Here is a 22,871-nt window from a genome sequence, read left to right on the forward strand (position 1 = left end):
AGCCAAGAACATGAGCCACTTTCTGGACCGACTGACCTTCTTCTCGCAAGCGAAGGAAGGCTTTGCCGACGGCCACGGCGTCACCACGGGCGAAGACCGCACCTGGGAAGACGCCTACCGTCATCGCTGGCAGCACGACAAGATCGTGCGCTCCACCCACGGCGTGAACTGCACGGGCTCCTGCTCGTGGAAGGTGTACGTCAAGGGCGGCATCGTCACCTGGGAAACCCAGCAGACGGACTACCCGCGCACCCGCCCGGACCTGCCCAACCACGAACCCCGTGGCTGCGCCCGCGGCGCCTCGTACAGCTGGTACCTCTACAGCGCCAACCGGGTCAAGCACCCGATGGTGCGCGGTGAGCTGCTCAAGCAGTGGCGTGCTGCCCGCACCGTGGCCAAGACCCCGGTCGACGCCTGGGCGACGCTGATGGCCAACGAAGAGACCCGCCGCAGCTGGCAGAAGCAGCGCGGCCTGGGCGGCTTCGTGCGCACCACCTGGGACGAGGTCAACGAGATCATCGCCTCGGCCAACGTCTACACCATCAAGCAGCACGGCCCCGACCGCATCATCGGCTTCTCGCCGATTCCCGCGATGTCGATGGTGTCGTATGCCGCCGGCAGCCGGTATCTCAGCCTGATCGGCGGCGTGTGCATGTCGTTCTACGACTGGTACTGCGACCTGCCGCCGGCCAGCCCGCAGATCTGGGGTGAACAGACCGACGTGCCCGAATCGGCCGACTGGTACAACTCGAACTACATCATCGCCTGGGGCTCCAACGTGCCCCAGACCCGCACGCCCGACGCCCACTTCTTCACCGAGGTGCGCTACAAGGGCGCGAAGACCGTGGCCGTCACGCCCGACTACTCTGAAGTCGCCAAGCTGGCCGACATCTGGATGCACCCCAAGCAGGGCACCGACGCGGCCGTGGCCATGGCCATGGGCCACACCATCCTGCGCGAGTTCTACGTCGAGAAGCGCAGCGCCTATTTCGACGACTACGCCCGCCGCTACACCGACCTGCCGATGCTGGTGATGCTCAAGGAGCAAGACACCCCCGCCGGCAAGGCCCTGGTGCCGCACCGCTACCTGCGCGCCAGCGACATGAACAGCGCGGCAGCCCAGAGCAACAACCCCGAGTGGAAGACGCTCGCCTACGACGGCGAAGGCCGTGTCGTGGTGCCGCAGGGCTCGATCGGTTTCCGCTGGGGCGCCGAAGGCCGCGCCGACCAGGGCCAATGGAACCTGGAAGCCAAGGAGGCGACCGAAGGCCGCGAGGTCAAGCTCAAGCTGTCGGTACTGGAAGACGAACACCACGCCGAGACGCAAAAGGCGGACATCCAGGCGGTGGCCTTCCCCTACTTCGGCGGCATCGATTCGCCCGGCTTCCCGAGCAACAAGCAGGGTGACGTGCTGCTGCGCAACGTGCCGATGCAGCGCATCACCGTGCAGGAAGGCGGCCAGCCGCGCGACGTGTGGGTCGCCACGGTGTACGACCTGCAGCTGGCCAGCTACGGTGTGTTCCGTGGCCTGACAGACCGCAACGACCAACTGGTCGACAACGGTGCGCAGAGCCTGGACGACAACGTGCCCTACACGCCGGCCTGGCAGGAGCAGATCACCGGCACGCCGCGTGACCAGGTGCTGACCGTGGCCCGCCAGTTCGCCGACAACGCCGACAAGACCAAGGGCAAGTCCATGGTCATCATCGGCGCGGCCATGAACCACTGGTACCACTGCGACATGAACTACCGCGGCATCATCAACATGCTGATGATGTGCGGCTGCATCGGCCAGTCCGGTGGCGGCTGGGCTCACTACGTGGGCCAGGAAAAGCTGCGCCCGCAGACCGGCTGGACGGCGCTGGCCTTCGCACTCGACTGGTCGCGTCCGCCGCGCCAGCAGAACTCCACCAGCTTCTTCTATGCGCACACCGACCAGTGGCGCTATGAAAAGCTGGGCGTGGAAGAGGTGCTCTCGCCGCTGGCCGACAAGTCGCAGTTCGGCGGCAGCATGATCGACTACAACGTGCGCGCCGAGCGCATGGGCTGGCTGCCTTCCGCCCCGCAACTGCAGACCAACCCGCTGCAGGTGGTGAAGGACGCCGCTGCCGCCGGCCTGGATCCGAAGGATCACGTGGTGAGCGGGCTCAAGAACGGCTCGCTCAAGCTCTCGTGCCACGACCCGGATCACCCCGCCAACTGGCCGCGCAACATGTTCGTGTGGCGCTCCAACATCCTGGGCTCGTCGGGCAAGGGGCACGAGTACTTCCTCAAGCACCTGCTGGGCACCACCCACGGCGTGCAGGGCAAGGACCTGGGTGCCGATGAGGCCAAGCCGACCGAAGTGGTCTGGCACGACCAGGCCCCCGAAGGCAAGCTCGACCTGCTGGTGACGCTCGACTTCCGCATGAGCACCACCTGTCTGTACTCGGACATCGTGCTGCCGACCGCCACCTGGTACGAGAAGAACGACCTCAACACCAGCGACATGCACCCCTTCATCCACCCGCTGTCCACCGCGGTGGACCCGGCGTGGGAAGCCCGCTCGGACTGGGACATCTACAAGGGCTTCGCGAAGAAATTCAGCGAAGTCTGCGTGGGCCACCTGGGCGTCGAGAAGGAAGTGGTGATGACGCCGCTGATGCACGACACCCCGGCCGAAATGGCCCAGCCCTTCGGCGTGCAGGACTGGAAGCGCGGCGAGATCGACCTGCTGCCGGGCAAGACCGCCCCGCAGATCACCGTGGTCGAGCGCGACTACCCGAACACCTACAAGCGCTTCACGTCGCTCGGCCCCTTGATGAACAAGCTGGGCAACGGTGGCAAGGGCATCGGCTGGAACACGCAGGACGAAGTGCACCAGCTGGGTGAGCTCAACGGCATCGTGCGCGAAGAAGGCGTCAGCAAGGGCATGCCGAAGATCGAGACCGACATCGACGCCGCCGAGGTGGTGATGATGCTGGCCCCGGAGACCAACGGCCATGTCGCCGTGAAGGCCTGGGACGCGCTGTCCAAGCAGACTGGCCGCGAACACGCCCACCTGGCCCTGCACCGCGAAGACGAGAAGATCCGCTTCCGCGACATCCAGGCGCAGCCGCGCAAGATCATTTCCTCGCCGACCTGGTCGGGGCTCGAGAGCGAGAAAGTCTCGTACAACGCCGGCTACACCAACGTGCATGAGCTGATCCCATGGCGCACCCTCACCGGTCGTCAGCAGTTCTATCAGGACCACCCGTGGATGCAGGCCTTCGGCGAAGGCTTCGTGAGCTACCGCCCGCCCGTGGACCTGAAGACCCTCGATGACATCGGTGGCCGCAAGCCGAATGGCAACAAGGAGATCGCGCTCAACTTCATCACGCCGCACCAGAAGTGGGGCATCCACTCGACCTACTCGGACAACCTGCTGATGCTGACGCTCAACCGCGGCGGCCCGGTGATCTGGCTGAGCGAGGACGACGCGAAGAAGGCCGGCATCGTCGACAACGACTGGGTCGAGCTGTTCAACACCAACGGCGCCATTGCGGCCCGTGCGGTGGTGAGCCAGCGTGTCAACCCGGGCATGGTCATGATGTACCACGCGCAGGAAAAGATCATCAACACCCCGGGGTCGGAGATCACCGGCACGCGCGGCGGCATCCACAACTCGGTGACCCGCGTCGTGCTCAAGCCGACCCACATGATCGGCGGCTACGCCCAGTTGAGCTACGGCTTCAACTACTACGGAACCATCGGCACCAACCGCGACGAATTCGTGCTGGTGCGCAAGATGAACAAGGTCGACTGGCTGGATGGCGAAGCCACCGCCGCGCCCACTCACGCCTGATCGCAAGGAGCCCACACCATGAAAGTCCGCGCCCAGATCGGCATGGTCCTCAACCTGGACAAGTGCATTGGTTGCCACACCTGCTCGGTGACCTGCAAGAACGTCTGGACCTCTCGCCCCGGCGTCGAGTACGCCTGGTTCAACAACGTCGAAACCAAGCCCGGCATCGGTTACCCCAAGGAATGGGAGAACCAGGAGAAGTGGAAGGGCGGCTGGATCCGCAAGGCCGACGGCCGCATCGAGCCCCGTCAGGGCGGCAAGCTCAGCTTGCTGATGAAGATCTTCGCCAACCCCAACCTGCCGCAGATCGACGACTACTACGAGCCCTTCACCTTCGACTACGACCACCTGCAGTCGGCCCCGAAGACCAAGGCCGCCCCCACCGCCCGCCCGCGCAGCCTGATCACCGGCAAGCGCATGGAAAAGATCGAGTGGGGCCCGAACTGGGAGGAAATCCTCGGCGGCGAGTTCAGCAAGCGCAGCAAGGACGCCAACTTCGAGGACATCCAGAAGGACATCTACGGTCAGTTCGAACAGACCTTCATGATGTACCTGCCGCGCCTGTGCGAACACTGCCTGAACCCGGCGTGTGTGGCCTCGTGCCCCTCGGGCTCGATCTACAAGCGCGAGGAAGACGGCATCGTGCTGATCGACCAGGACAAGTGCCGCGGCTGGCGCATGTGCGTGTCGGGCTGCCCGTACAAGAAGATCTATTACAACTGGCAGTCGGGCAAGGCCGAGAAGTGCATCTTCTGCTATCCGCGCATCGAAGCCGGCCAGCCGACCGTGTGCTCGGAAACCTGCGTGGGCCGCATCCGCTACCTGGGCGTGCTGCTGTACGACGCAGACCGCATCGAGCAGGCTGCCAGCACCGAGCACGACCGTGACCTGTACCAGGCCCAGCTCGACATCTTCCTGGATCCGAACGACCCGAAGGTGATCGAACAGGCCCGTGCCGACGGCGTGCCCGAGGCGTGGCTGACCGCCGCCCGCAACAGCCCCGTCTACAAGATGGCCGTGGACTGGAAGGTGGCCCTGCCGCTGCACCCCGAGTACCGCACGCTGCCGATGGTCTGGTACATCCCGCCCCTCTCGCCCATCCAGGCCGCCGCCCACTCGGGCCACGTCGGCACCAACGGCGAGATCCCGGACGTCAACCAGCTGCGCATCCCGCTGAAGTACCTGGCCAACCTGATGACGGCCGGTGACGTGGCCCCGGTGTCGCGCGCCCTGGAACGCATGCTCGCCATGCGTGCCTACATGCGTGGCAAGCACGTCGACGGCCAGCCCAACATGAAGGCCATCGACCAGGTGGGCCTGACGCCCGAGCTGGTGGAAGACATGTACCAGATCATGGCGATCGCCAACTACGAAGATCGCTTCGTGATCCCGTCGGCCCACCGCGAGTACGCCGAAGATGCCTTCGACATGAAGGGCGGCTGCGGCTTCTCGTTCGGCAATGGCTGCTCGGACGGTCACAGCGAGCCCAGCCTGTTCGGTGCCAAGAAGAAGCGCACCATCCCCATCAAGTCGGAGATCTGAGCCATGAGCGACATCCTGAATGCCGACCTGGCCGTGGCTCCAGCCGCCACCCCGGCGCGCAGCCTGCGTGCCCTGGCGCGCCTGCTGGCCTACCCGGACGCGACCCAGCGCGAACACCTGGACGATCTGGCCCAGGCCCTGCGTGACGAGCGCTGGCTGTCGGCCGACCGCCAGGCCGGTCTGGCTCGGCTGGTGAGCCAGCTGCAGCACAGCGATCCGTACGAGGTCGAGTCCGACTACGTGGAGCTGTTCGACCGGGGCCGCGCCACCTCGCTGCACCTGTTCGAACACGTGCACGGCGATTCGCGCGACCGCGGCCAGGCCATGGTCGACCTGATCCGCACCTACGAGGAAGCCGGCCTGCACCTGCACCCCGACCAGGGTGGCGAGCTGCCGGACTACCTGCCTCTGGTGCTCGAGTTCGTCTCGACGCTGGACGGCCCGGCCGCACGCGACTTCACCGGCGAGTTCGCCCACATCCTGAACGCGCTGTACGCGGCGCTGCTGAAACGGCGCAGCCTGTATGCCCACATCCCGGCGGCGGTGCTCGAGCTGATGGCCCAGGCCATCGAGCCGACCGAAGTCACCGAGGACGAAGCCCTGGACGACGCCTGGCAGGAGCCGGATGCCTTCGGCGGCTGCAGCAGCCGCGGCCAGCAGCGCCCCGACGTTCCCCAACCCATCCACATCGTGCGCAAGCAAGCCGCTGCGCCGCAACGAGGAGCATCAGCATGAGCCTCACCCACCAGTTCTTCTTCGGGATCTATCCCTACATCGCCATGGTCGTGTTCTTGCTGGGCAGCCTGGTGCGTTTCGACCGCGACCAGTACACCTGGCGCAGCGAATCGAGCCAGATGCTCTCGGGCGGCCTGCTGCGCGCCGGCTCCAACCTGTTCCACCTGGGCATCATCGGCCTGTTCTTCGGCCACCTGGTCGGCATGCTGACCCCGGCCGACCTGGTGCACGCCCTGGGCGTGACGGCCTCGCAGAAGCAGATGCTGGCCGTCGTGGCCGGCGGCATCCTCGGCAGCGTGTGCCTGATCGGCCTGCTGATGCTGATTGCCCGCCGCCTGAACGACCCGCGTGTGCGCGCCACCTCGAAGCCGCGCGACTTCGTCGTGCTGTTCTGGATCCTGGGCACCCTGTTGCTCGGCCTGTCGACCGTGCCGCTGTCACTGCAGCACCGCGATGGCGAAACCATGCTGCAGCTGATGGCCTGGGCCCAGCACATCGTGACCTTCCGCGGCGATGCGCCCGCCATGATTGCCGACGTGTCGACCGTCTTCAAGGTCCACATGGTCGCCGGCATGACGCTGTTCATCCTCTTCCCCTTCACGCGCCTCGTGCACGTCTGGAGCGGCTTCGGCTCGGTGGGCTACATCGCCCGTCCGTGGCAGATTGTCCGCAGCCGCCGCACCGGCCTGCCGCGCTGAAACGCCCCGAGCCACCCGCCCGAGTGCACCGCCTGAAAGGCACCCATCATGGACATCCACACCCCATCGACCCCCGCGCCGCAGATGATCCTGCGCGTGGGCCCCGACGTGCTCCACCCCGAGCCCGTCGCCCTGAGTGAGGCCGAACGCCGCCAGATCGCCAGCCTGGCACTGCTGCGACTGGCCGCCATCGAAGAGGGTCTGCTCGATGACACGGACCCGGTGCCGCTCGGCGGCGTGCTGAGCGAGGCCGCAGCCGACGCCATCGATGCGTGGCTGGCACGGCACATCACGCTGCCCGAGCCCGACGAAGCCACGTGCCGCCGCTATCACGCGGCGCACCCGGCCCGTTACGCCCAGGGCGAGCGGGTGCACGCGCGGCACATCCTGTTCGCCGTGACCGACGGCGTCGACGTGCAGGCCTTGCGCCAGCGCGCCGAGCAGGTGCTGATCGCGGTTCGCGCCGCGCCCGAAACCTTTGCCGAGCAGGCCCGCGCCATGTCCAACTGCCCCAGCGGGGCCGAGGGCGGTGCGCTGGGCTGGCTGACGGCCGAGGAATGCGCGCCCGAGTTCGCCCGCGAGCTGTTCGGCCAGGACGAGGCCCAGGCCCACATCGGCGTGCTGCCCCGCCTGGTGCACAGCCGCTTCGGCCTCCACGTGGTGGAGGTCAGCGAGCGCGAGGCGGGCATCCAGCCGCCGTTCGAAGCGGTGCAGCAGGCCGTGGCCCAGGCACTCAAGCAACAGGCCTTCGCCACCGCCCTGCGCCAGGCCTGTGCCGTGCTGGCCGCACAGCACGGGGTGGAAGGCGCCGACATCGACGCGGCCACCTCGCCGTTACTGCAGTGAGTGTGGAAGGTCCCCCCATGGACGACCTGCTGCAGCGTCTGCGACGCTTTCATGACGATTTCTTTCCGGAGCACCAGTCGCGCTTCCAGACGCTGGTGACGGATGGCCAGCATCCGACCACGCTGTTCATCGGCTGCTCCGATTCCCGTCTTGTGCCCTACCTGCTCACGGGCGCAGGGCCGGGCGAACTCTTCATCGTGCGCAACGTGGGCGCGCTGGTGCCACCGTACATGGGCCTGCACGGCCTGCACGGCACAGCGGCCGCCATCGAGTTCGCGATGCTCAACCTCAAGGTCTCGCGCATCGTGGTGTGCGGGCACTCGCACTGCGGCGCCATGAAGGCGCTGTACGAAGAAGTGCCCGCCGAAGCCCGCAACCTGCAGGGCTGGCTCGACATGGCCCGCGAAGCCGCCCTGCCCGTGCAGGTGACGCCCGAAGCCTTGCGGCGCACCGAGCAACGTGCGGTGGTGTTGCAGCTCGAGCGGCTGATGGACTACCCCATGGTGCGCGCGCGGGTGGAGCGCCGTGAGGTCACGCTGCACGGCTGGCACTACGTGATCGAGGACGGCGAAGTGCACGTCTTCGACGTGCGGACCGGGCAGTTCCTGCCGGCCTCGCAAGCCAGCCACAGCGGCACCGGCCCGTATCACGAGCCACCGGCCGACGACGCGGTGGTGTTCAACGAAATCGACACGCGCTGGGGCAGCCACTGAGCGAGCCGACGCGCCAAGGAGCCTTGCGACCATGCCCATGGACACCAGCGGCGCCGCTGCCCGCCTGGCTGAAAACACCGCCTTCTCGCGGCTCGACCACGCGCGGCTGGTCGACCTGATGGCCCAGTGCGAGCTGCGGTCAATCCCGCGCGGCGGCACGGTGTTCGCGGCCGGCGGCCTCTGCGAAGGACTGCATGCCGTGCTGGACGGCCAGGTCAAGGTCTACGCGCGTGCCCCGGATGGCCATGAGAAGGTGATCGACGTGGTGGGCCGGGGCGAAACGCTGCCCGGCACGCACATGACCCACGCCGAAACGCATCAACACCATGCGCAGGCGCTGAGCGCCGCCGTGGTGCTCATCGTGCCGGGCGACGTGCTGCGGGTGGAATTGCAGCGTGATCCCGAGATGGCCACGCGTCTGCTGGACGATGCGGCCCGGCAGGTGCGCCGCATGATGCGCGAGATCGAGGTGACCACCTTGCGCACCGCCATGGAGCGGGTGTGCAGCTACCTGCTCCACCTGCCGACGCTGGCCCGGTCGGCTCCCACCGCAGAGGCGCCGTCGGATGAGGGCGAGCAGCGGCTGGTCGAGCTGCCGGTCAGCAAGAACACGGTGGCGTCGTTGTTGTCGATCACCCCCGAACACTTCTCCCGTATCCTGCGTGAGCTCCACCTGGCCAGGCTCATCCACATGCACCGTCGCGAAATCTGCATCCCGCATCCCGAGCGGCTGGCCGTCCAGCGATGAAACCCACCCGCCCGGCCGAGCCCGGTCCCATGCGCCTGGCCCACCTGTTGTGGGCCCCTCACCGCCTCGGCTTCTTTCTGGCGGCTGTGAACCTGCTGGCCGTCTCGGGCTGGTGGGCCTGGTTCAACGCCCTGCGCTGGACGGGCCACCCCGGCATGGCCCTGCCACCCGGCTGGCTGCACGCGCAGCTGATGGTCGGTGCCTTCATGCCGCTGTACTTCACCGGCTTTCTGTTCACCGCCGGCCCGCGCTGGCTGAACGTGACGGCGCCCACGGCCCCGGACCTCGTACGCGGCAGCGTCGCGCTGTGCGTCGGGTGGTGGGTGGCGGCCATCGGGGCGTACTGGCATCCCGCCTGGACCAGCGCCGGACTGCTGTTGTCCCTGCTGGGCTGGCTTGATCTGCTGGTGCGCTTCATTGGCCTGCTGCGGCAAAGCCGGCAGGAAGACACCCTGCATGCGCGGCTGATTGCGGTGTCGGGCTGCGCAGGGGCCGTGCTGCTTGCAGTGTCTGCCGTGGCCCTGCAGCAAGGCGCCTGGCCGCTGTGGCACGCCACGTTGCTGGGCCTGCTGTGGTTCTGGATCGCCCCCGTCTTCGTGGTGGCGCTGCACCGCATGATCCCCTTCTTCACGGCCGCCGCCATGCCGGCGCTCAACGCGTGGCGCCCGAACTGGCTGCTGTGGACACTGCTGACCGGCCTGTGGGCCCAGGGTGTCCTGCACGTGGGCGATGCGCTGGGTGTGCTGCCCCGCGCCGCGCTGCCTGCCTTCGTCCGCCCGGCCCTGGCGCTGCCCTGGGGCCTGCTGGTGATCGCCCTGGGCGTGCGCTGGGGTCTGGTGCAGAGCCTGCGCATTCGCCTGCTGGCCATGCTGCATCTGGGCTTTGTGTGGCTGGGCGTGGCCTTTCTGCTCGAGCTTCACGCCGATCCGCTGCTGGCCGTTCATGCACTGGGCATCGGCGCGCTCGGCTCGCTGCTCATGGCCATGGTGACCCGCGTCAGCTGCGGCCACGGCGGGCGCACCCTGGTGGCCGACGACTTCGTGTGGACTGTGTTCCTGTCTCTGCAAGGCGTGGCCATGGCCCGGCTCGCGGCACAAGCGTGGCCGGAGGCTTCGTGGTGGCTGACGCCGGCGGCCGCCTGGGGGTGGCTGGCCGTGCTGGGCGTGTGGTGCCTGCGCCTGATCCGGTGGTATCTGCGACCCCGTCGTGACGGGCGTCCGGGCTGATCAGCCCCGTGCGGCGGGCCGCCAGGGGCGCCACTCGACCGGACCGATGGCATCCAGCGTGTTCTTGAGCAACAGTGCAAAGGCGGTGTCACCCTCCATCACCAGCCGTTGCTCGAAGAACAGCGTGTCCGGGTCATCGCGGCCCTGCATCAGGTCGATGAAGGCACGGGCCTCGGCCTGCAGGCGCACGGCCACCGGCTCGCTCGCCTGAGCGACCACCAGCCCGGCCGGCGTCGCACGGAGGTGCAGCGTCAGGCCCAGGTCTGTCACCACCACATCCACCCGGCGACCGCACAGGCGGGGCCGGATCTCGGACGACACGAGTGGCCACCAGCGCTGCGTCAGGAACTGTGCGGCGGCCCACGAAGGCGGCTGCGTGGGCAGGCGGCGCGCCACCGCAGACAGCGTGGGCGCCACACGGGCCAGGGCCGTCCACGGCCAGGCGGAGGTCGAGGTCGTCGTCATGCCATGCTCCAGTTCATGCCCGGCTCACGGGCCGTTGCAAAGCCATCGGCCAGCGGCCCGGGCAGCCGAAGGCCGCGCAACACGCGCTCGGCCTCCTGCGCGGCCAGATCGCCAGCCACCAACGCCTCGTACACAGCCATCACCAAGCGGAAGTCCTGCGAGCACGGTGACAGCCGCAGCGCATCCACCCCCGCCGCGCGCAAGGCCGGCAGGTGGTGCACCAGACACTGCACGGCCCCGGACTGCGTCTGGATGCCATTGAGCGCAAGAAACACCTGGCCTTCTTGCGACTTCACCGTGCAGCCATCCGCGTCCTCGCGACAGATGAAGCCGCACTGATCCTTCTGCAGGTTGTGATGCCGCGCGGTGAAGCAGCGCGCCGACAGTGCAAGCGGCAGACGGCCGAAGGCCATCACCTCCACCGCGATGGCGTCGCGGTGGGCCTGTGCCACCGTCCGCACGCCGTCCAGATCCAGCTCCACCGGGGCCAGCCAGCGGGTGGCCCCCATGTCACGGTATTCGGCCAGGGCCTCGCTGCTGTAGACGTTCACATGCGTGCCGATGGACCAGGGCCGCCCCGCGTGCCAGGCCAGCCGCACGGCCGCCGCGTCGTTGGCCTCGATCTGCACGTCCCCGCGCTCGACCGCCTGCCGCACCGCACGCAACTCCGCCTCGGTTTCGATCAGCGCGAGCGTGCCCAGCCACACCTGCTTGCCGGCCTGGGTCAGCTCCGCCGCTATGGCCATCCAGTCGCTCGGCTTCATGTCGCGACGCCGAGAACACACCACCTCGCCGATGACGATGTCGCGCGCGGCGCTGTCGGCCACGTCGGCGTAGAACTGCAAAAGGGTATCGCGGCCCCAGTGGTATTGCACTGGCCCGACCGTCAGGCTCAAGCTCATGTCGTGATCCGGTGTCATTGCCATGGGCGGCTCAGCGCGCCCAACGTCGTCTGGCGGCCTTCCGAGACCCGCTCCAGCGTCTGTCGCCATGCCGGCGCCACGTGGAAGCGGTCGAGACCCGCCATCGCCTGGTCGATGGCCTGGCGCCACACCTTGGTGACCTGCCCAATGTAGGCCGCGCTGCGCTGCCGCCCTTCAATCTTGATGGCCGCCACGCCGGCCTGGATCAGCTCGGGCAACACATCGAGCGTGTTCAGGCTGGTGGGCTCCTCCAGCGCGTGGTCGAGCTGCCCCGCCACATCGAACCGTCCCTTGCACAGGGTGGGATAGGCCCGGTGCTCGCCGGGCTGGTAACGGTCGATCAGCACGCCGCCCAGGCGCGCGTCGACACGGCCGCCCTGCTCTTCCCAACTCACCGCCTCTGCTGGCGAGCACACCCCGGCGTTGTTCGGCGAGCACCCCGTGGCGTAGGACGACAGCGCACAGCGGCCTTCCACCATCACGCACAGGCTGCCAAAGCCGAACACCTCGATCTCGACCGGCGACTGGCGCACCACGTGCGCCACCTGCGAGAGTGTCAGCACCCGGGGCAGCACGGCACGCTGGATGCCATAGCGCTCGTGGTACAGCGCGATCGCCTCATGGTTGGTGGCCGAGCCCTGCACCGAGAGGTGCAGGCGCAGTTCGGGGTGATGGCGCCTCGCATAGGCCATCACCGCCACATCGGCCACGATCAGGGCGTCGACGCCGGCCTCGGCAGCCGCGTCCACGGCGCGAAACCAGCCTGCCGGGTCGGACGCCAGCGCCTGCGTGTTGATCGCCATCAGCACCTTGCGGCTCAGCTTGTGAGCCTGTTGCACGGCGGCCTTCAGTTCGGTGGGGGAAAAGTTGAGCCCGGCAAAGTTGCGGGCATTGGTGGCATCGCGCAGGCCGAGGTAGACCGCATCGGCACCGGCTTCCAGTGCGACGTCGAGCGCGCGCGGTGAACCGGCCGGACAGACCAGTTCGGGCTTCATGACTGCATCCATGGAGGCGCACTCTAGGCACCCCCTGGCAGCAGGGCTTTGCGCAGGGTCAACCTGCAGCGGTGACGTTGCCTCGGCCCGTCAATGCCTCAGCCGGCCAGGCGTCGGGCCGCATCCTGCAGGCCGTCGAGGATGGTGTCAGCCACCTGCGCAGGAAATCCAGCCGGCAGCTTCGCCTGCACGGCCGCCACCACCGCCGGCGTGCGGGTCACCACCGCGTCGATCAGATGCGACACTTCACGGCCTTCCTCGGTCAGCACCCCGTGCCGCGTGCCGAGCGCCACCCAGTGGCGACGCAGGATGTCGCGCCGATGCCAATGGGCGTTGCGCGCGCGCACCGCCATGGCCATCCGGGCGCGCAGCGGCGCGATCTGCCCCGGGCCACCGCCCAGCACCGGATAGGCCGATAGCACGTCGTACAGCGGCGTCAGCTGGTAGCGGCCGCCCGGGCGAAGAAACAGGCTGAAGTTCTTGGCATGCCCATCGGGGGCGCACAGCATCCAGAAGAGCAGCTGCGCCAGAAAGAAAGTGCGCCGATCGAGCTCCCGGTTCATCGATCCATCCAGCACATCGAGGATGCGGTCGATGCCGGGCCCGCCGTCGGCCTCGTACTTCGCCTCGGGGGGCACGCCGGTGGCCTGGCACAGGTCCTCCTGCGGCAGACGCAGAAGCCGGCGGTCTCCGGCCGGCGACGTCCACCAGGCCCGGTCGAAGCGCTCGACCACCAGCACCTTGAACTCCTCGAACTGCGCCGGCTGACACGCGGCCACCGGCACGCCAAAGGCCTGAAGAATCAGGGCGCACAACCACTCGTTTTCCACCGAGTGGCGCATGTCCAGGCGCATGCCACCGATCAGTCCCAAAGGCAGCTTGAAGATGTGCGTGGTGGGCGTGTGGCCGCGTGGCAGGCACCACCGTCCGTCATGCCACAGCAGGGCCGTCTTCTCCTGCGCACCGGCAATCGAGATGCGGAAGTCGTCGGCCTCGCCTGACCATCCCAGCGGCCGCGAGGTGGTGGCACTGCGCAGCACCTGCGCGACCCGGGCTTCCGTCAACGCTTCGGCCTGTAATGGCGCCACCCCGGCGGCCGGGGTGCCTTCCGGCAGGATCTCCAGGGCGCCCACGCAGTCGCGCCCCACCTCGGCCAGCAAGGCAAACGCTTCGGTGGAGCCGACCTGAAATCGGTGCGCCATGCGCTCGCGGATGTCCTTGCTGTCGGGCAGCAGGTTCTCGAAGTAGGCGCGCACGGCCGGGCCACGGTGCGGGGCGTTCCCCGGGGTGAAGGGCAGCGACAGTGAAAGCGGTCGCCCCTGCGACGAGGCCATCCAGGCGGGGTCGTACTGCAGCGTGTCCGGCGCGTTCGGGGACACGCGCCAGACCCCGACGCGCTCGCCGTTCATCCAGAGGCCAAGCGTGCGGGTGTGCGAGAGACGGCCCATGGCTTACCAGACCGGCTTGTCGGTGCCGGTGTCCGAATGAGCCGGCGCGGCCTGCACCGGCTGGGCCAGCACCACTTCCACGCCGAGGATGTGCAGCAGCTTGAGCAGCCTCGCCGCCCCCACCTTGTCGGCATTGCGCTCCATGGCGGAGTACGTTTGCTGTGACACGCCCAGGCGCAGTGCCACCTCACGCTGCGTGAGACCGGCTGCCTTGCGAAAGGCCTGCAGCAAGGGCGGCAACTGGGCCGCGGTGCGGAGGGGGAACTGGGGCATGGCGGACACAGCTTTGGATTTGTATTTCGATATTACAGCCTGCGATACGTAAAACGCAAATACAAACCGCAACCTGTACACGTGCCACGGCCGAACCGAACCGGCTTGACAGCTTCATCAATTCAATTATTATTGAATTATGGAAGAGAAAGACGTCATCAAGTCCCTGGCCGCCCTGGCTCAGCCCATCCGCCTGCGCGTCTTCCGCGCCCTGGTGGTGGCCGGCCCGGATGGCCTGACCCCCGGCGCCCTGACCGAACAGCTCGATGTGCCCGCCACGTCGCTGTCCTTCCATCTCAAGGAATTGACCCATGCCGGGTTGATCTTCCAGGAACGCGATGGGCGTCACCTCATCTACCGCGCCGCGTTCGAGCACATGACCGACCTGCTGGGCTACCTGACCGAGCACTGCTGCCAGGGCCAGTCATGCAGCGCCACCGACCTTCCCACCGCAAGCAAGCAGTCACCGCGCGCTTGTTCCCCCTGCTGACAGGAGTCCGCCATGAAGCGCTTTCACGTTCACATCCACGTCGAAGACCTGGCTCGCAACATCGACTTCTATTCGAAGATGTTCGGCGTCCAGCCCGCGCGGGTCGAATCCGACTACGCCAAATGGATGCTGGAAGAGCCGGCCGTGAACTTCGCCATTTCCACGCGTGGTCAGGGCCACGTGGGGCTGGACCACCTTGGCATCCAGGTGGACGACGAAGCCGACCTGGCCACACTCAAGACTCAGGCCCAGGCGGCCGACCTCACCCTGATCGACGAGGGCGCCACCACCTGCTGCTACGCCCGCAGCGACAAGCACTGGGTACTCGACCCACAAGGCCTGCCCTGGGAGCACTTCCGTACCCTGGGCAGCATCCCGACCTTCCGCGCGTCCCCGGACCTGGCCCAGCCGGCCTCGGCCACCGCCAGCGCCGAAGCCGGCGCCTGCTGCACCCCCGTGAAACGGACCCAGCCCTTCCCCATTCCTGTCAAGCAAGCCGGCTCCGCTTGCTGCTGAGGCGCCCTCATGACCGACTCGCTGCACCACGTCCTGTTCGTCTGCACAGGCAACTCCGCCCGTTCCATCATCGCCGAGGGCCTGCTCAACAAGCTGGGCTCAGGCCGCTTCCACGCGTGGTCCGCAGGCAGCCAGCCCAAAGGCGCCGTGCATCCCCTTGCGATCGACGTGCTGGCGCGCCTGGGAATGCCTCAGACCCACTTTCGCAGCAAAAGCTGGGACGAGTTCGCGCAGCCTGGCGCACCCAGGCTGGACTTCGTCTTCACCGTCTGCGACAACGCGGCGGGCGAAGTCTGCCCCGTGTGGCCCGGTCAACCGGTTACCGCGCACTGGGGGGTTCCCGACCCGGCGGCCGTCGAGGGCAGCCCGGAGCGGCAGAAGCAGGCCTTCACCGACGTCGCCCACATCCTGAAACGGCGCATCGAGCTGATGCTGTCCCTGCCGGAGCCGAGCCTCACCTCGCTTTCCATCCAGTCCCAACTCAACGCCATCGGCAAGCTCTGATCCGCCATGACCGTCCACGTCCTGATCCTGTGCACGCACAACTCGGCACGCAGCGTCCTCTCCGAGGGCATGCTCAACCACCTGGCCCGCTCTCTGGGCAAGGATGTCCAGGCCCACAGTGCCGGCAGCGCGCCCCGCGGCCGCCTCAATCCGTTCGCGCTCGAGGCCCTGAACAACGCCGGCATCGACACGTCGGCCTACCGCAGCAAGAGCTGGGATGAATTCACCGGGCCGGACGCCCCGCCGCTGTCCATCGTCATCACGGTGTGCGACAGCGCCGCGGCGGAGGCCTGCCCCGTCTTCTTCGGGGGCCATGGCCAGCCAGTGAAAGTGCACTGGGGCTACCCCGACCCCTCGAATGCCGAGGGGGGCGACGAGGGCAAGCGTCGGGCTTTCGAGCTCACGCGTCAGGCCATCGGCTACAGGATGCTGCAACTGCTGGCCCTGCCGCTCGACACGATGGACAAGTCCGAACTGGCTGACGCCCTGTCCGCCATCGCGCGCAGTTGAGGTGGCCGCCATGAGCATTTTCGAGCGCTACCTCACGGTCTGGGTCTTCCTCTGCATCGTCGTGGGCATTGCCCTGGGCCAGTTCATCCCGGCCCCCTTTCACGCCATCGGCCGCATGGAGGTGGCGCAGGTCAACCTGCCGGTGGGCCTGCTGATCTGGGTGATGGTCATCCCCATGCTCATCAAGGTCGACTTCGCCAGCCTGTCGCAGGTGAAGGCGCACTGGAAGGGCATCGGCGTCACGCTGTTCGTCAACTGGGCCGTCAAGCCCTTCTCCATGGCCTTTCTGGGCTGGCTGTTCGTACGCCAGGTGTTCGCACCCTGGCTGCCCGCCGAGCAACTCGACAGCTACATCGCCGGCCTGATCCTGCTGGCGGCCGCGCCCTGCACGGCCATGGTGTTCGTCTGGAGCCGTCTGACGAACGGCCACCCCCTGTTCACGCTGAGCCAGGTCGCACTCAACGACACCATCATGGTGTTCGCCTTCGCGCCCATCGTGGGGCTGCTGCTGGGCCTGTCTGCCATCACCGTGCCGTGGGACACCCTGATCACCTCGGTGGTGCTGTACATCGTGATCCCGGTCATTCTGGCGCAACTCATCCGCAGGGCCTTGCTCGCCCGCGGGCCCGCCGCATTCGAGGCCACCCTGGCGAAGATCGGCCCCTGGTCCATCTCGGCCCTGCTGGCCACCCTGGTGCTGCTGTTTGCCTTCCAGGGCCAGGCCATCATCGAGCAGCCACTCGTCATCGCCATGCTGGCCGTGCCCATCCTGATTCAGGTGGCCTTCAATTCGGCGCTGGCCTACTGGCTCAATCGCCAGGTGGGCGAATCGCACAGCGTGGCCTGCCCTTCGGCCTTGATCGGCGCCAGCAACTTCTTCGAGCTGGCCGTGGCCGCCGCCATCAGCCTGTTCGGCTTCCAGTCGGGTGCGGCGCTGGCCACGGTCGTTGGCGTGCTGATCGAAGTGCCGGTGATGCTGCTGGTGGTGCGGCTTGTGAACCAGAGCAAGGGCTGGTACGAGCGGGGGGCGGCTCGGGCGTGACGCCCCGGCAGGCGCTCAACGATGGGCGTTGGCCAGCGCCACCCCGAAGGCCACGAACACGCCGCCGGTCACCCGGTTGAACCAGCTCGCGTGGTTGCTCAACCAGGGGGCAATGCGCTGGGCCAGCGCCGCCAACATGGCTTCGTACAGCACCTCGACGACCACGAACGTGCCGCCAAACACGGCCAGCTGCGTCCAGAACGACACGCCGGGCACGATGAACTGCGGCAGGAACGCGGCGAAGAACACGATGCCCTTGGGGTTGGACACGGCCACCAGAAAGCCCTGCAGGAAAAGCCTGAACGCCGATGCGGTGGGCATGTTTTCACCATCGGCCGCCACGGTGATGGGTTGTGCGGGTGCCATCCACAGGCGCAAGCCCAGGTAGGCCAGGTACGCGGCGCCCAGCATCTTGGCCATCAGGAAGCCGCGCTCGGATGCGGCCAGCAGCGCCCCCATGCCGGCCAGCGACACGGCGATCAGCACCAGAAAGCCCAGCGCACCGCCGAGCACCGTGAACAGCGTGCGCTGCAGGCCGAAGCGCGCGCCATGCGTCAGGGCCAGCAGCCCATTGGGCCCCGGCGCAAAAGACAGCCCCACGGCCGCCACAAGGTAAACCAACCAGAGTTCGAAGGACACGACTCGCTCCACAGTGCAGCGGTCACTGTAGCGCAGGGCGGGACAATCAGGTGCCGCGCAGCTGCACGGTGAGCCCGGGCCGCGGGAGACGACTCACCAGGGCCGCGGGCGGCGTCTGCCAACCCGCACCCAGCGCCCCCTGCTTGTCTGGCGTCGGGCGATAGCCTTGCAACATCCATGTGCGTGCACCTGCCTCGGCCAGTTCATCCGCCAGCCGCATGAGCGCCCCATCGGGCAACAGCGCGGGGTGCCATGTGGTGCGTAACTCATGGGGCTTGCCACTGGCCAGCACCCGATGCAGGCTGTCCCGCACCGGCTCTCCGCTGCCGGGTACAGCCGTCACCGCCTCGTAGTCGTCGAAGGCGGTCTTCACGTCCAGCGCCACCCAGTCCACCAAGGGCAGACAACGGGCGAGTCGCTCCGGGTACAGCCCCGCCGTGTGCAGACCGACCTCAAAGCCCAGATCCCGCACCTGCCGGATCGCGTGGGGCAAGGCCGCATCCAGCGTGGGTTCGCCGCCGCTGAACACGACGCCATCAAGCAGCCCCACGCGCTGCACCAGCGTGTCCAGCACCCGATGCCATCGGGTCGCATCGGCCGCGGGCCGCGCCTGCAGATCCGGGTTGTGGCAATAGCGGCAGCGCCACGGGCAGCCCTGCACGAACACGACGGCCGCCAGCTTGCCGGGCCAGTCGGTCGTGCTCAGCGGCGTGAACCCGCCGACAGCCAGGCAACCGGGCACGCGCGGCTCAGGCGCGAACGGCTTCGCGGTCAGGCTCGATGAAGTAGCGCCGTTCATGGAACTCGCCTTTCTTTCCGATGTTGAACGAGGCCACGGGCCGGTGGTAGCCCATCACGCGGGTCCACACCTCGCAGCGCTGGCGTTCGTGCTCGGCCAGAACCGGGTGGGGGGCGTCGGGGGTGTGTGCAATGTCGGACATGGGTTTCCTTTCAAGCGGGATCAGGCGGGTTGGAGATCAGGGGTGGTCGACGCTGGCTGCCGGCGCGCCAGAGCGGCTTCGTCGCAGTGCGGGCAGAACGCGTGCTCGCCCGCCAGATAGCCGTGCACCGGGCAGATGGAGAACGTCGGCGTGACGGTGATGTAGGGCAGCCGGAAGCGGCTGAGCGCGCGGCGCACCAGCGCCTTGCACGCCTCGGCCGAGGACACGCGTTCACCGAGGTAGAGGTGCAGCACCGTGCCACCGGTGTAGCGGGTCTGCAGCGGCTCCTGCCGGGCCAGGGCCTCGAACGGGTCGTCGCTGAATCCCACGGGCAATTGCGACGAGTTCGTGTAATAGGGCTGGGTCGCCGTGCCAGCCTGCAGGATGTCGGGCCAGCGCTGGCGGTCTTCCTTGGCGAACCGGTAGGTCGTGCCTTCGGCCGGTGTGGCTTCAAGGTTGTACAGGTGGCCCGTGGCCTCCTGCATGGCGGTGATGCAGGCGCGGATGTGATCCAGGAAGCGCACCGCAAAGGCCTCGCCCCACGGGGTGGTGATGTCGTGCGCATCGCCCGTGAAGTTGCGGATCATCTCGTTGATGCCGTTCACGCCCACGGTCGAGAAGTGGTTGCGCAGCGTGCCCAGGTAGCGCTTGGTGTAGGGAAAGAGCCCGGCATCCATGTGCTCCTGGATGACCTTGCGCTTGATCTCCAGGCTGCGCCCGGCCAGATCGAGCAGCGCGTCGGTGCGGGCCAGCAGCGCGGCCTCGTCGCCCGCATGCAGGTAGCCCAGCCGCGCGCAGTTGAGCGTGACCACACCGAGCGATCCCGTCTGCTCGGCCGACCCGAACAGCCCGTTGCCGCGCTTGAGCAGCTCGCGCAGATCCAGCTGCAGGCGGCAGCACATCGAGCGGATCATGTGCGGCTGCAATTCGGAGTTGAGGAAGTTCTGGAAGTAAGGCAGGCCGTACTTGGCCGTCATCTCGAACAGCCGCTGCGTGTTCGGATGGTCCCAGTTGAAATCCTTGGTGATGTTGTAGGTGGGGATGGGAAAGGTGAACGCCCGGCCCTTGGCATCGCCCGTCATCATCACGTCGATGTAGGCCTGGTTGATCATGTCCATCTCGGCCTGCAGCTCGCCATAGCTGAACGGCATCTCGACGCCACCAATCACGGGCACCTGCTCGCGCAGGTCTTCGGGGCAGGTCCAGTCGAACGTCAGGTTGGTGAAAGGCGTCTGCGTGCCCCAGCGCGAGGGCACGTTGAGGTTGTAGATCAGCTCCTGGATGCACTGGCGCACTTGTGCATAGTCGAGTGCGTCCTTGCGGATGAAGGGCGCGAGGTAGGTGTCGAAGGAGCTGAAGGCCTGGGCCCCGGCCCATTCGTTCTGCAGCGTGCCCAGGAAGTTGACGATCTGGCCCACCGCCGACGACAGGTGCTTGGGCGGGCCGGCCTCGACCTTGCCCGGCACCCCATTGAGGCCCTCGTGCAGCAGCGTGCGCAGCGACCAGCCGGCGCAGTAGCCCGAGAGCATGTCGAGGTCATGGATGTGGACGTCTGCCTCGCGGTGGGCCTGCCCGATCTCGGCCGGGTACACGTGGCTGAGCCAGTAGTTCGCAATCACCTTGCCCGACACGTTGAGGATCAGCCCGCCCAGCGAATAGCCCTGGTTGGCGTTGGCGTGGATGCGCCAGTCCTGGCGATCGAGGTATTCGTTGACCGAGCGCTCCACATCCACGGCGATCCGCCGGTCTGGGGGCGGGATCTCGGCCCGGGAAGAGGTCGCGGCGGTCACAGGCGCGGTCATGTCGTCTCCACTACATCTAGTGTCCGGGACCACCCCGGAACGCTATCGGTAGTGTTCTGACCTCTGAACAAGAGGGTTTTGACGGGCGTCAAACGCGGGCGGCGGATCACCGAGCGAGGCCGCAAGGTGACCGCGGTCTCGGTAGACCGTCAATCAACCCGCAGCACCTCGAACTGCTGTCGGATCTGAGCCACCTCGAGCGACACTTCGTCCCCCTCGCACTTGCCCAGCATGGCGCTGCCCAGAGGGGATGCGCCGCTGATGACCTGAACGAGCTGCGCACCGCTGACCAGCTGCATGCTGCCCCCATCCGGGCCGAGAAAGAGGTGTTGCTGCTTGTCGTCGGCGTCGACCAGACACACCAACGCGCCAAGCTGGATGCCTTGGCTGGCATCGTAGGGGCGCGGACGGAACTGGCGCCAATGGGCGATCGCCTGGCGGATGGCCTCGGCGCGACGGGCCTGGCCGGTGGCCAGGTAGGCGGCCTCGAGCCCCAAGGTGTCGTACTTGTTCTCGGCGATGTTCTCTTCGTGCGTCGCCGTTTCATGGGCCGTCCGCGCTGCCTGTTCGACCTGAAGCAAGTCGTCGGCGAGCCGTTCCAGCACCTGCTGCTGCAGCAAGAGTTTGTCCATGATGAAAGACTTCGAACTCGCCTACGGTTTCTGAAGGACGCTGGCGGCCAGACAGCCCGCCAGGTGCCGCGCAGACTTGGCGCTGACGCCCTTGCCGGTGATCGACAGCGCCGGGGGATGGGCGAGCATCCGCACAAAGACGTCCCGCACTTCTTCTGCGCGGATGTCGTCGATCAGGGCCATGGTCTCGGCCAGCAGCGTCACGCTCCCGCTGGCCCAGAGTTCTTCGACGGCCCGCTCCATCGTCGCAAAGGGTCGCTCACTGGCGCGCACGTACGAGACGGTCAACTGGTTTTTCGCGCGCTCCAGATGGACCGGGTCGATTCGGGTCGTCTGGGCATGCAGCAGCTCGCCCGTCGCCTGAACCAGCGCCTCGATCTTGTCCGGGGTGGTCACGGCATGCACGACGAAATTGAGCCAGTTGTCTCCGCTGTCGATGCTGGCATCGGCCGTGTAGGCCAGGCCGAGCCGCTCGCGCACCATGTCGACCCATGGGGCCGACATTCCACAGCCGAACAGATGCGCCGCCAGCGCAGCGGCCAGACGCAGGCGCCGCGATGGCATGCCGTCCGGACCCATGGGCATCACAGGATAGGCAACGTTCAGGAACACCTGCGAGACTTGGGTAAAGCGCCGGGCCACCGCCTGGCCGGTATATGCCGCGGGCGTTGGCGGATGCGACCAGCCACGGTCTGCCGATGCGGGCATGGCCTTGAACAGATCCTCGGCGCAGCTCACCCAGGCGTCGACGTCGAAGTGGCCCGCCGCGACCACGACCGTGTTGTTGGCCACGTAATGCCGCTGCACATGGCGAACCAGATCGTGGCGTGTGAAGCCCTCGATGTTCTCGACCGTGCCGATGACGGGCATGCCCATGGGATGGGCGCCCCAGATGGCGCGGTCGAGCAGGTCGTTGCCGCTGTCGTCGGGGTCTTCGTCGTACTCGATGGCTTCCTGGCGGATCACCTCCAGTTCGCGCTGCAGTTCCACCTCGGGAAATGTGCTGTGGAGCACGATGTCGGCCGTCATGCCGAGCAGTTGCTGGGCGTGCGCTCCCAGGCCGGTCATGAAATAGCCGGTGCTGTCCTTGCCCGTGTAGGCGTTGACGTCTGCGCCCAGCCGCTCCGCATCCAGGTTGATCGCCTGCACCGAGCGCGTGGTGGTGCCCTTGAAGGCCATGTGCTCGAGGACATGGCCGATGCCATTGGTGGCGGGCGTCTCATCGCGAGACCCGACGCGCAGGAACACGCCCACGCTGACGCTCCGTACGTGGGGCATGGGAAGGGCCAGCAGCCGGACGCCGTTGGGCAGCGTACGGAGAAGCGGTCGAGTACCAATTTCTGGATGCATGGCCCATTGT

Annotated in this window: 24 protein-coding genes; 13 read left to right on the top strand and 11 right to left on the bottom strand. The window is 67.3% G+C overall.

The window, feature by feature from the left end; all coding sequences use genetic code 11:
• Positions 1 to 10: 10 nt before the first annotated feature.
• Genes DEH84_RS18240 through DEH84_RS18275 form a run of 8 tightly spaced genes read left to right on the top strand, consistent with a single transcriptional unit; the run spans position 11 to position 10,331 of the window.
• Entirely contained in the window at positions 11 to 3,823 is a 3,813-nt protein-coding gene (locus DEH84_RS18240) for a nitrate reductase subunit alpha (protein ID WP_109038634.1), read from the top strand.
• Between the two features lie 18 nt (positions 3,824 to 3,841).
• Positions 3,842 to 5,365, top strand: coding sequence for a nitrate reductase subunit beta (gene narH / locus DEH84_RS18245; protein ID WP_109038635.1), 1,524 nt, complete (start codon positions 3,842 to 3,844; stop codon positions 5,363 to 5,365).
• A gap of 3 nt (positions 5,366 to 5,368) precedes the next feature.
• On the top strand, positions 5,369 to 6,100 hold the full coding sequence (gene narJ, locus DEH84_RS18250; protein WP_109038636.1) for a nitrate reductase molybdenum cofactor assembly chaperone: 732 nt from the start codon (positions 5,369 to 5,371) through the stop codon (positions 6,098 to 6,100).
• Positions 6,097 to 6,798, top strand: coding sequence for a respiratory nitrate reductase subunit gamma (gene narI / locus DEH84_RS18255; protein ID WP_109038637.1), 702 nt, complete (start codon positions 6,097 to 6,099; stop codon positions 6,796 to 6,798). The genes narJ and narI overlap by 4 nt, the downstream gene beginning before the upstream one ends.
• A gap of 48 nt (positions 6,799 to 6,846) precedes the next feature.
• Positions 6,847 to 7,644, top strand: a complete 798-nt coding sequence (locus tag DEH84_RS18260; RefSeq protein ID WP_109038638.1) for a peptidylprolyl isomerase — start codon at positions 6,847 to 6,849, stop codon at positions 7,642 to 7,644.
• Between the two features lie 17 nt (positions 7,645 to 7,661).
• A complete protein-coding gene (locus DEH84_RS18265; RefSeq protein ID WP_109038639.1) occupies positions 7,662 to 8,357 on the top strand; it encodes a carbonic anhydrase in 696 nt (231 codons plus the stop codon).
• A gap of 31 nt (positions 8,358 to 8,388) precedes the next feature.
• Complete coding sequence (locus tag DEH84_RS18270) at positions 8,389 to 9,105, top strand: Crp/Fnr family transcriptional regulator (RefSeq protein WP_109038640.1); 717 nt, start codon at positions 8,389 to 8,391, stop codon at positions 9,103 to 9,105.
• Entirely contained in the window at positions 9,102 to 10,331 is a 1,230-nt protein-coding gene (locus DEH84_RS18275; RefSeq protein ID WP_109038641.1) for an NnrS family protein, read from the top strand. Before DEH84_RS18270 ends, DEH84_RS18275 begins: the two co-directional genes overlap by 4 nt.
• On the opposite strand, the gene ubiT is transcribed toward DEH84_RS18275, so the two are convergent.
• The 5 genes from ubiT to DEH84_RS18300 form a co-directional block, all read right to left on the bottom strand.
• Positions 10,332 to 10,796 carry a ubiquinone anaerobic biosynthesis accessory factor UbiT gene (gene ubiT / locus DEH84_RS18280; RefSeq protein WP_109038642.1) on the bottom strand — a complete coding sequence of 155 codons (465 nt, stop codon included), beginning with the start codon at positions 10,794 to 10,796 and terminating at the stop codon, positions 10,332 to 10,334.
• Positions 10,793 to 11,698: a ubiquinone anaerobic biosynthesis protein UbiV gene (gene ubiV, locus DEH84_RS18285; protein ID WP_245932802.1), complete on the bottom strand. Its 906-nt coding sequence runs from the start codon at positions 11,696 to 11,698 to the stop codon at positions 10,793 to 10,795. The genes ubiT and ubiV overlap by 4 nt, the downstream gene beginning before the upstream one ends.
• A 14-nt stretch (positions 11,699 to 11,712) precedes the next feature.
• Positions 11,713 to 12,714: a ubiquinone anaerobic biosynthesis protein UbiU gene (gene ubiU / locus DEH84_RS18290; protein ID WP_342755640.1), complete on the bottom strand. Its 1,002-nt coding sequence runs from the start codon at positions 12,712 to 12,714 to the stop codon at positions 11,713 to 11,715.
• A 98-nt stretch (positions 12,715 to 12,812) separates the two neighbouring features.
• Positions 12,813 to 14,162: a type II toxin-antitoxin system HipA family toxin gene (locus tag DEH84_RS18295; RefSeq protein WP_109038645.1), complete on the bottom strand. Its 1,350-nt coding sequence runs from the start codon at positions 14,160 to 14,162 to the stop codon at positions 12,813 to 12,815.
• A 3-nt stretch (positions 14,163 to 14,165) separates the two neighbouring features.
• Positions 14,166 to 14,435, bottom strand: coding sequence for a helix-turn-helix domain-containing protein (locus DEH84_RS18300; protein WP_109038646.1), 270 nt, complete (start codon positions 14,433 to 14,435; stop codon positions 14,166 to 14,168).
• 139 nt (positions 14,436 to 14,574) lie between these two features.
• Between DEH84_RS18300 and DEH84_RS18305 the strand changes: the two genes are divergently transcribed.
• Genes DEH84_RS18305 through arsB form a run of 5 tightly spaced genes read left to right on the top strand, consistent with a single transcriptional unit; the run spans position 14,575 to position 17,497 of the window.
• Entirely contained in the window at positions 14,575 to 14,925 is a 351-nt protein-coding gene (locus DEH84_RS18305; RefSeq protein ID WP_109038647.1) for an ArsR/SmtB family transcription factor, read from the top strand.
• A gap of 12 nt (positions 14,926 to 14,937) precedes the next feature.
• Positions 14,938 to 15,441, top strand: a complete 504-nt coding sequence (locus DEH84_RS18310; protein ID WP_109038648.1) for an ArsI/CadI family heavy metal resistance metalloenzyme — start codon at positions 14,938 to 14,940, stop codon at positions 15,439 to 15,441.
• Positions 15,442 to 15,450: 9 nt separating this feature from the next.
• Complete coding sequence (locus tag DEH84_RS18315; protein WP_109038649.1) at positions 15,451 to 15,945, top strand: arsenate reductase ArsC; 495 nt, start codon at positions 15,451 to 15,453, stop codon at positions 15,943 to 15,945.
• Between the two features lie 6 nt (positions 15,946 to 15,951).
• The gene (locus DEH84_RS18320; RefSeq protein ID WP_109038650.1) at positions 15,952 to 16,455 is read left to right on the top strand and encodes an arsenate reductase ArsC; all 504 of its coding nucleotides are present in this window, start codon (positions 15,952 to 15,954) and stop codon (positions 16,453 to 16,455) included.
• A gap of 10 nt (positions 16,456 to 16,465) precedes the next feature.
• The gene (arsB, locus tag DEH84_RS18325) at positions 16,466 to 17,497 is read left to right on the top strand and encodes an ACR3 family arsenite efflux transporter (protein ID WP_109038651.1); all 1,032 of its coding nucleotides are present in this window, start codon (positions 16,466 to 16,468) and stop codon (positions 17,495 to 17,497) included.
• Between the two features lie 15 nt (positions 17,498 to 17,512).
• Here arsB and DEH84_RS18330 read toward each other — a convergent pair whose 3' ends face one another.
• The 6 genes from DEH84_RS18330 to DEH84_RS18355 all read right to left on the bottom strand — a co-directional run bounded on the left by DEH84_RS18330 (position 17,513) and on the right by DEH84_RS18355 (position 22,789).
• Positions 17,513 to 18,136 carry a LysE family translocator gene (locus DEH84_RS18330; RefSeq protein ID WP_109038652.1) on the bottom strand — a complete coding sequence of 208 codons (624 nt, stop codon included), beginning with the start codon at positions 18,134 to 18,136 and terminating at the stop codon, positions 17,513 to 17,515.
• 46 nt (positions 18,137 to 18,182) lie between these two features.
• Positions 18,183 to 18,935 (bottom strand): anaerobic ribonucleoside-triphosphate reductase activating protein, encoded by a 753-nt coding sequence (locus DEH84_RS18335; protein ID WP_109038653.1) that lies wholly within the window; start codon positions 18,933 to 18,935, stop codon positions 18,183 to 18,185.
• Positions 18,886 to 19,077 carry an anaerobic ribonucleoside-triphosphate reductase gene (nrdD, locus tag DEH84_RS19695; protein WP_109038654.1) on the bottom strand — a complete coding sequence of 64 codons (192 nt, stop codon included), beginning with the start codon at positions 19,075 to 19,077 and terminating at the stop codon, positions 18,886 to 18,888. Before nrdD ends, DEH84_RS18335 begins: the two co-directional genes overlap by 50 nt.
• Before the next feature lie 20 nt (positions 19,078 to 19,097).
• Positions 19,098 to 20,879, bottom strand: coding sequence for a ribonucleoside triphosphate reductase (locus DEH84_RS18345; protein WP_170119689.1), 1,782 nt, complete (start codon positions 20,877 to 20,879; stop codon positions 19,098 to 19,100).
• Positions 20,880 to 21,028: 149 nt separating this feature from the next.
• Entirely contained in the window at positions 21,029 to 21,511 is a 483-nt protein-coding gene (locus tag DEH84_RS18350) for a GreA/GreB family elongation factor (protein WP_109038655.1), read from the bottom strand.
• Between the two features lie 21 nt (positions 21,512 to 21,532).
• Positions 21,533 to 22,789, bottom strand: coding sequence for a M16 family metallopeptidase (locus DEH84_RS18355; protein WP_245932803.1), 1,257 nt, complete (start codon positions 22,787 to 22,789; stop codon positions 21,533 to 21,535).
• Between the last annotated feature and the right edge of the window lie 82 nt (positions 22,790 to 22,871).

The sequence above is a fragment of the Aquabacterium olei genome (genome assembly GCF_003100395.1).
GTDB classification, from domain to species: Bacteria; Pseudomonadota; Gammaproteobacteria; order Burkholderiales; family Burkholderiaceae_C; genus Aquabacterium; species Aquabacterium olei.

Bases quoted from the DNA above. Each gene is read 5' to 3' on its own strand.
- DEH84_RS18345 (WP_170119689.1), bottom strand. From the start codon at position 20,879: ATGACCGCGCCTGTGACCGCCGCGACCTCTTCCCGGGCCGAGATCCCG.
- narJ (WP_109038636.1), top strand. From the start codon at position 5,369: ATGAGCGACATCCTGAATGCCGACCTGGCCGTGGCTCCAGCCGCCACC.
- DEH84_RS18335 (WP_109038653.1), bottom strand. From the start codon at position 18,935: ATGAACGGCGCTACTTCATCGAGCCTGACCGCGAAGCCGTTCGCGCCT.
- DEH84_RS18355 (WP_245932803.1), bottom strand. From the start codon at position 22,789: ATGCCCCACGTACGGAGCGTCAGCGTGGGCGTGTTCCTGCGCGTCGGG.
- narI (WP_109038637.1), top strand. From the start codon at position 6,097: ATGAGCCTCACCCACCAGTTCTTCTTCGGGATCTATCCCTACATCGCC.
- arsB (WP_109038651.1), top strand. From the start codon at position 16,466: ATGAGCATTTTCGAGCGCTACCTCACGGTCTGGGTCTTCCTCTGCATC.
- ubiU (WP_342755640.1), bottom strand. From the start codon at position 12,714: ATGAAGCCCGAACTGGTCTGTCCGGCCGGTTCACCGCGCGCGCTCGAC.
- ubiV (WP_245932802.1), bottom strand. From the start codon at position 11,698: ATGAGCTTGAGCCTGACGGTCGGGCCAGTGCAATACCACTGGGGCCGC.
- DEH84_RS18300 (WP_109038646.1), bottom strand. From the start codon at position 14,435: ATGCCCCAGTTCCCCCTCCGCACCGCGGCCCAGTTGCCGCCCTTGCTG.
- DEH84_RS18315 (WP_109038649.1), top strand. From the start codon at position 15,451: ATGACCGACTCGCTGCACCACGTCCTGTTCGTCTGCACAGGCAACTCC.
- DEH84_RS18265 (WP_109038639.1), top strand. From the start codon at position 7,662: ATGGACGACCTGCTGCAGCGTCTGCGACGCTTTCATGACGATTTCTTT.
- DEH84_RS18305 (WP_109038647.1), top strand. From the start codon at position 14,575: ATGGAAGAGAAAGACGTCATCAAGTCCCTGGCCGCCCTGGCTCAGCCC.
- nrdD (WP_109038654.1), bottom strand. From the start codon at position 19,077: ATGTCCGACATTGCACACACCCCCGACGCCCCCCACCCGGTTCTGGCC.
- ubiT (WP_109038642.1), bottom strand. From the start codon at position 10,796: ATGACGACGACCTCGACCTCCGCCTGGCCGTGGACGGCCCTGGCCCGT.
- narH (WP_109038635.1), top strand. From the start codon at position 3,842: ATGAAAGTCCGCGCCCAGATCGGCATGGTCCTCAACCTGGACAAGTGC.
- DEH84_RS18295 (WP_109038645.1), bottom strand. From the start codon at position 14,162: ATGGGCCGTCTCTCGCACACCCGCACGCTTGGCCTCTGGATGAACGGC.
- DEH84_RS18260 (WP_109038638.1), top strand. From the start codon at position 6,847: ATGGACATCCACACCCCATCGACCCCCGCGCCGCAGATGATCCTGCGC.
- DEH84_RS18320 (WP_109038650.1), top strand. From the start codon at position 15,952: ATGACCGTCCACGTCCTGATCCTGTGCACGCACAACTCGGCACGCAGC.
- DEH84_RS18240 (WP_109038634.1), top strand. From the start codon at position 11: ATGAGCCACTTTCTGGACCGACTGACCTTCTTCTCGCAAGCGAAGGAA.
- DEH84_RS18350 (WP_109038655.1), bottom strand. From the start codon at position 21,511: ATGGACAAACTCTTGCTGCAGCAGCAGGTGCTGGAACGGCTCGCCGAC.
- DEH84_RS18310 (WP_109038648.1), top strand. From the start codon at position 14,938: ATGAAGCGCTTTCACGTTCACATCCACGTCGAAGACCTGGCTCGCAAC.
- DEH84_RS18270 (WP_109038640.1), top strand. From the start codon at position 8,389: ATGCCCATGGACACCAGCGGCGCCGCTGCCCGCCTGGCTGAAAACACC.
- DEH84_RS18275 (WP_109038641.1), top strand. From the start codon at position 9,102: ATGAAACCCACCCGCCCGGCCGAGCCCGGTCCCATGCGCCTGGCCCAC.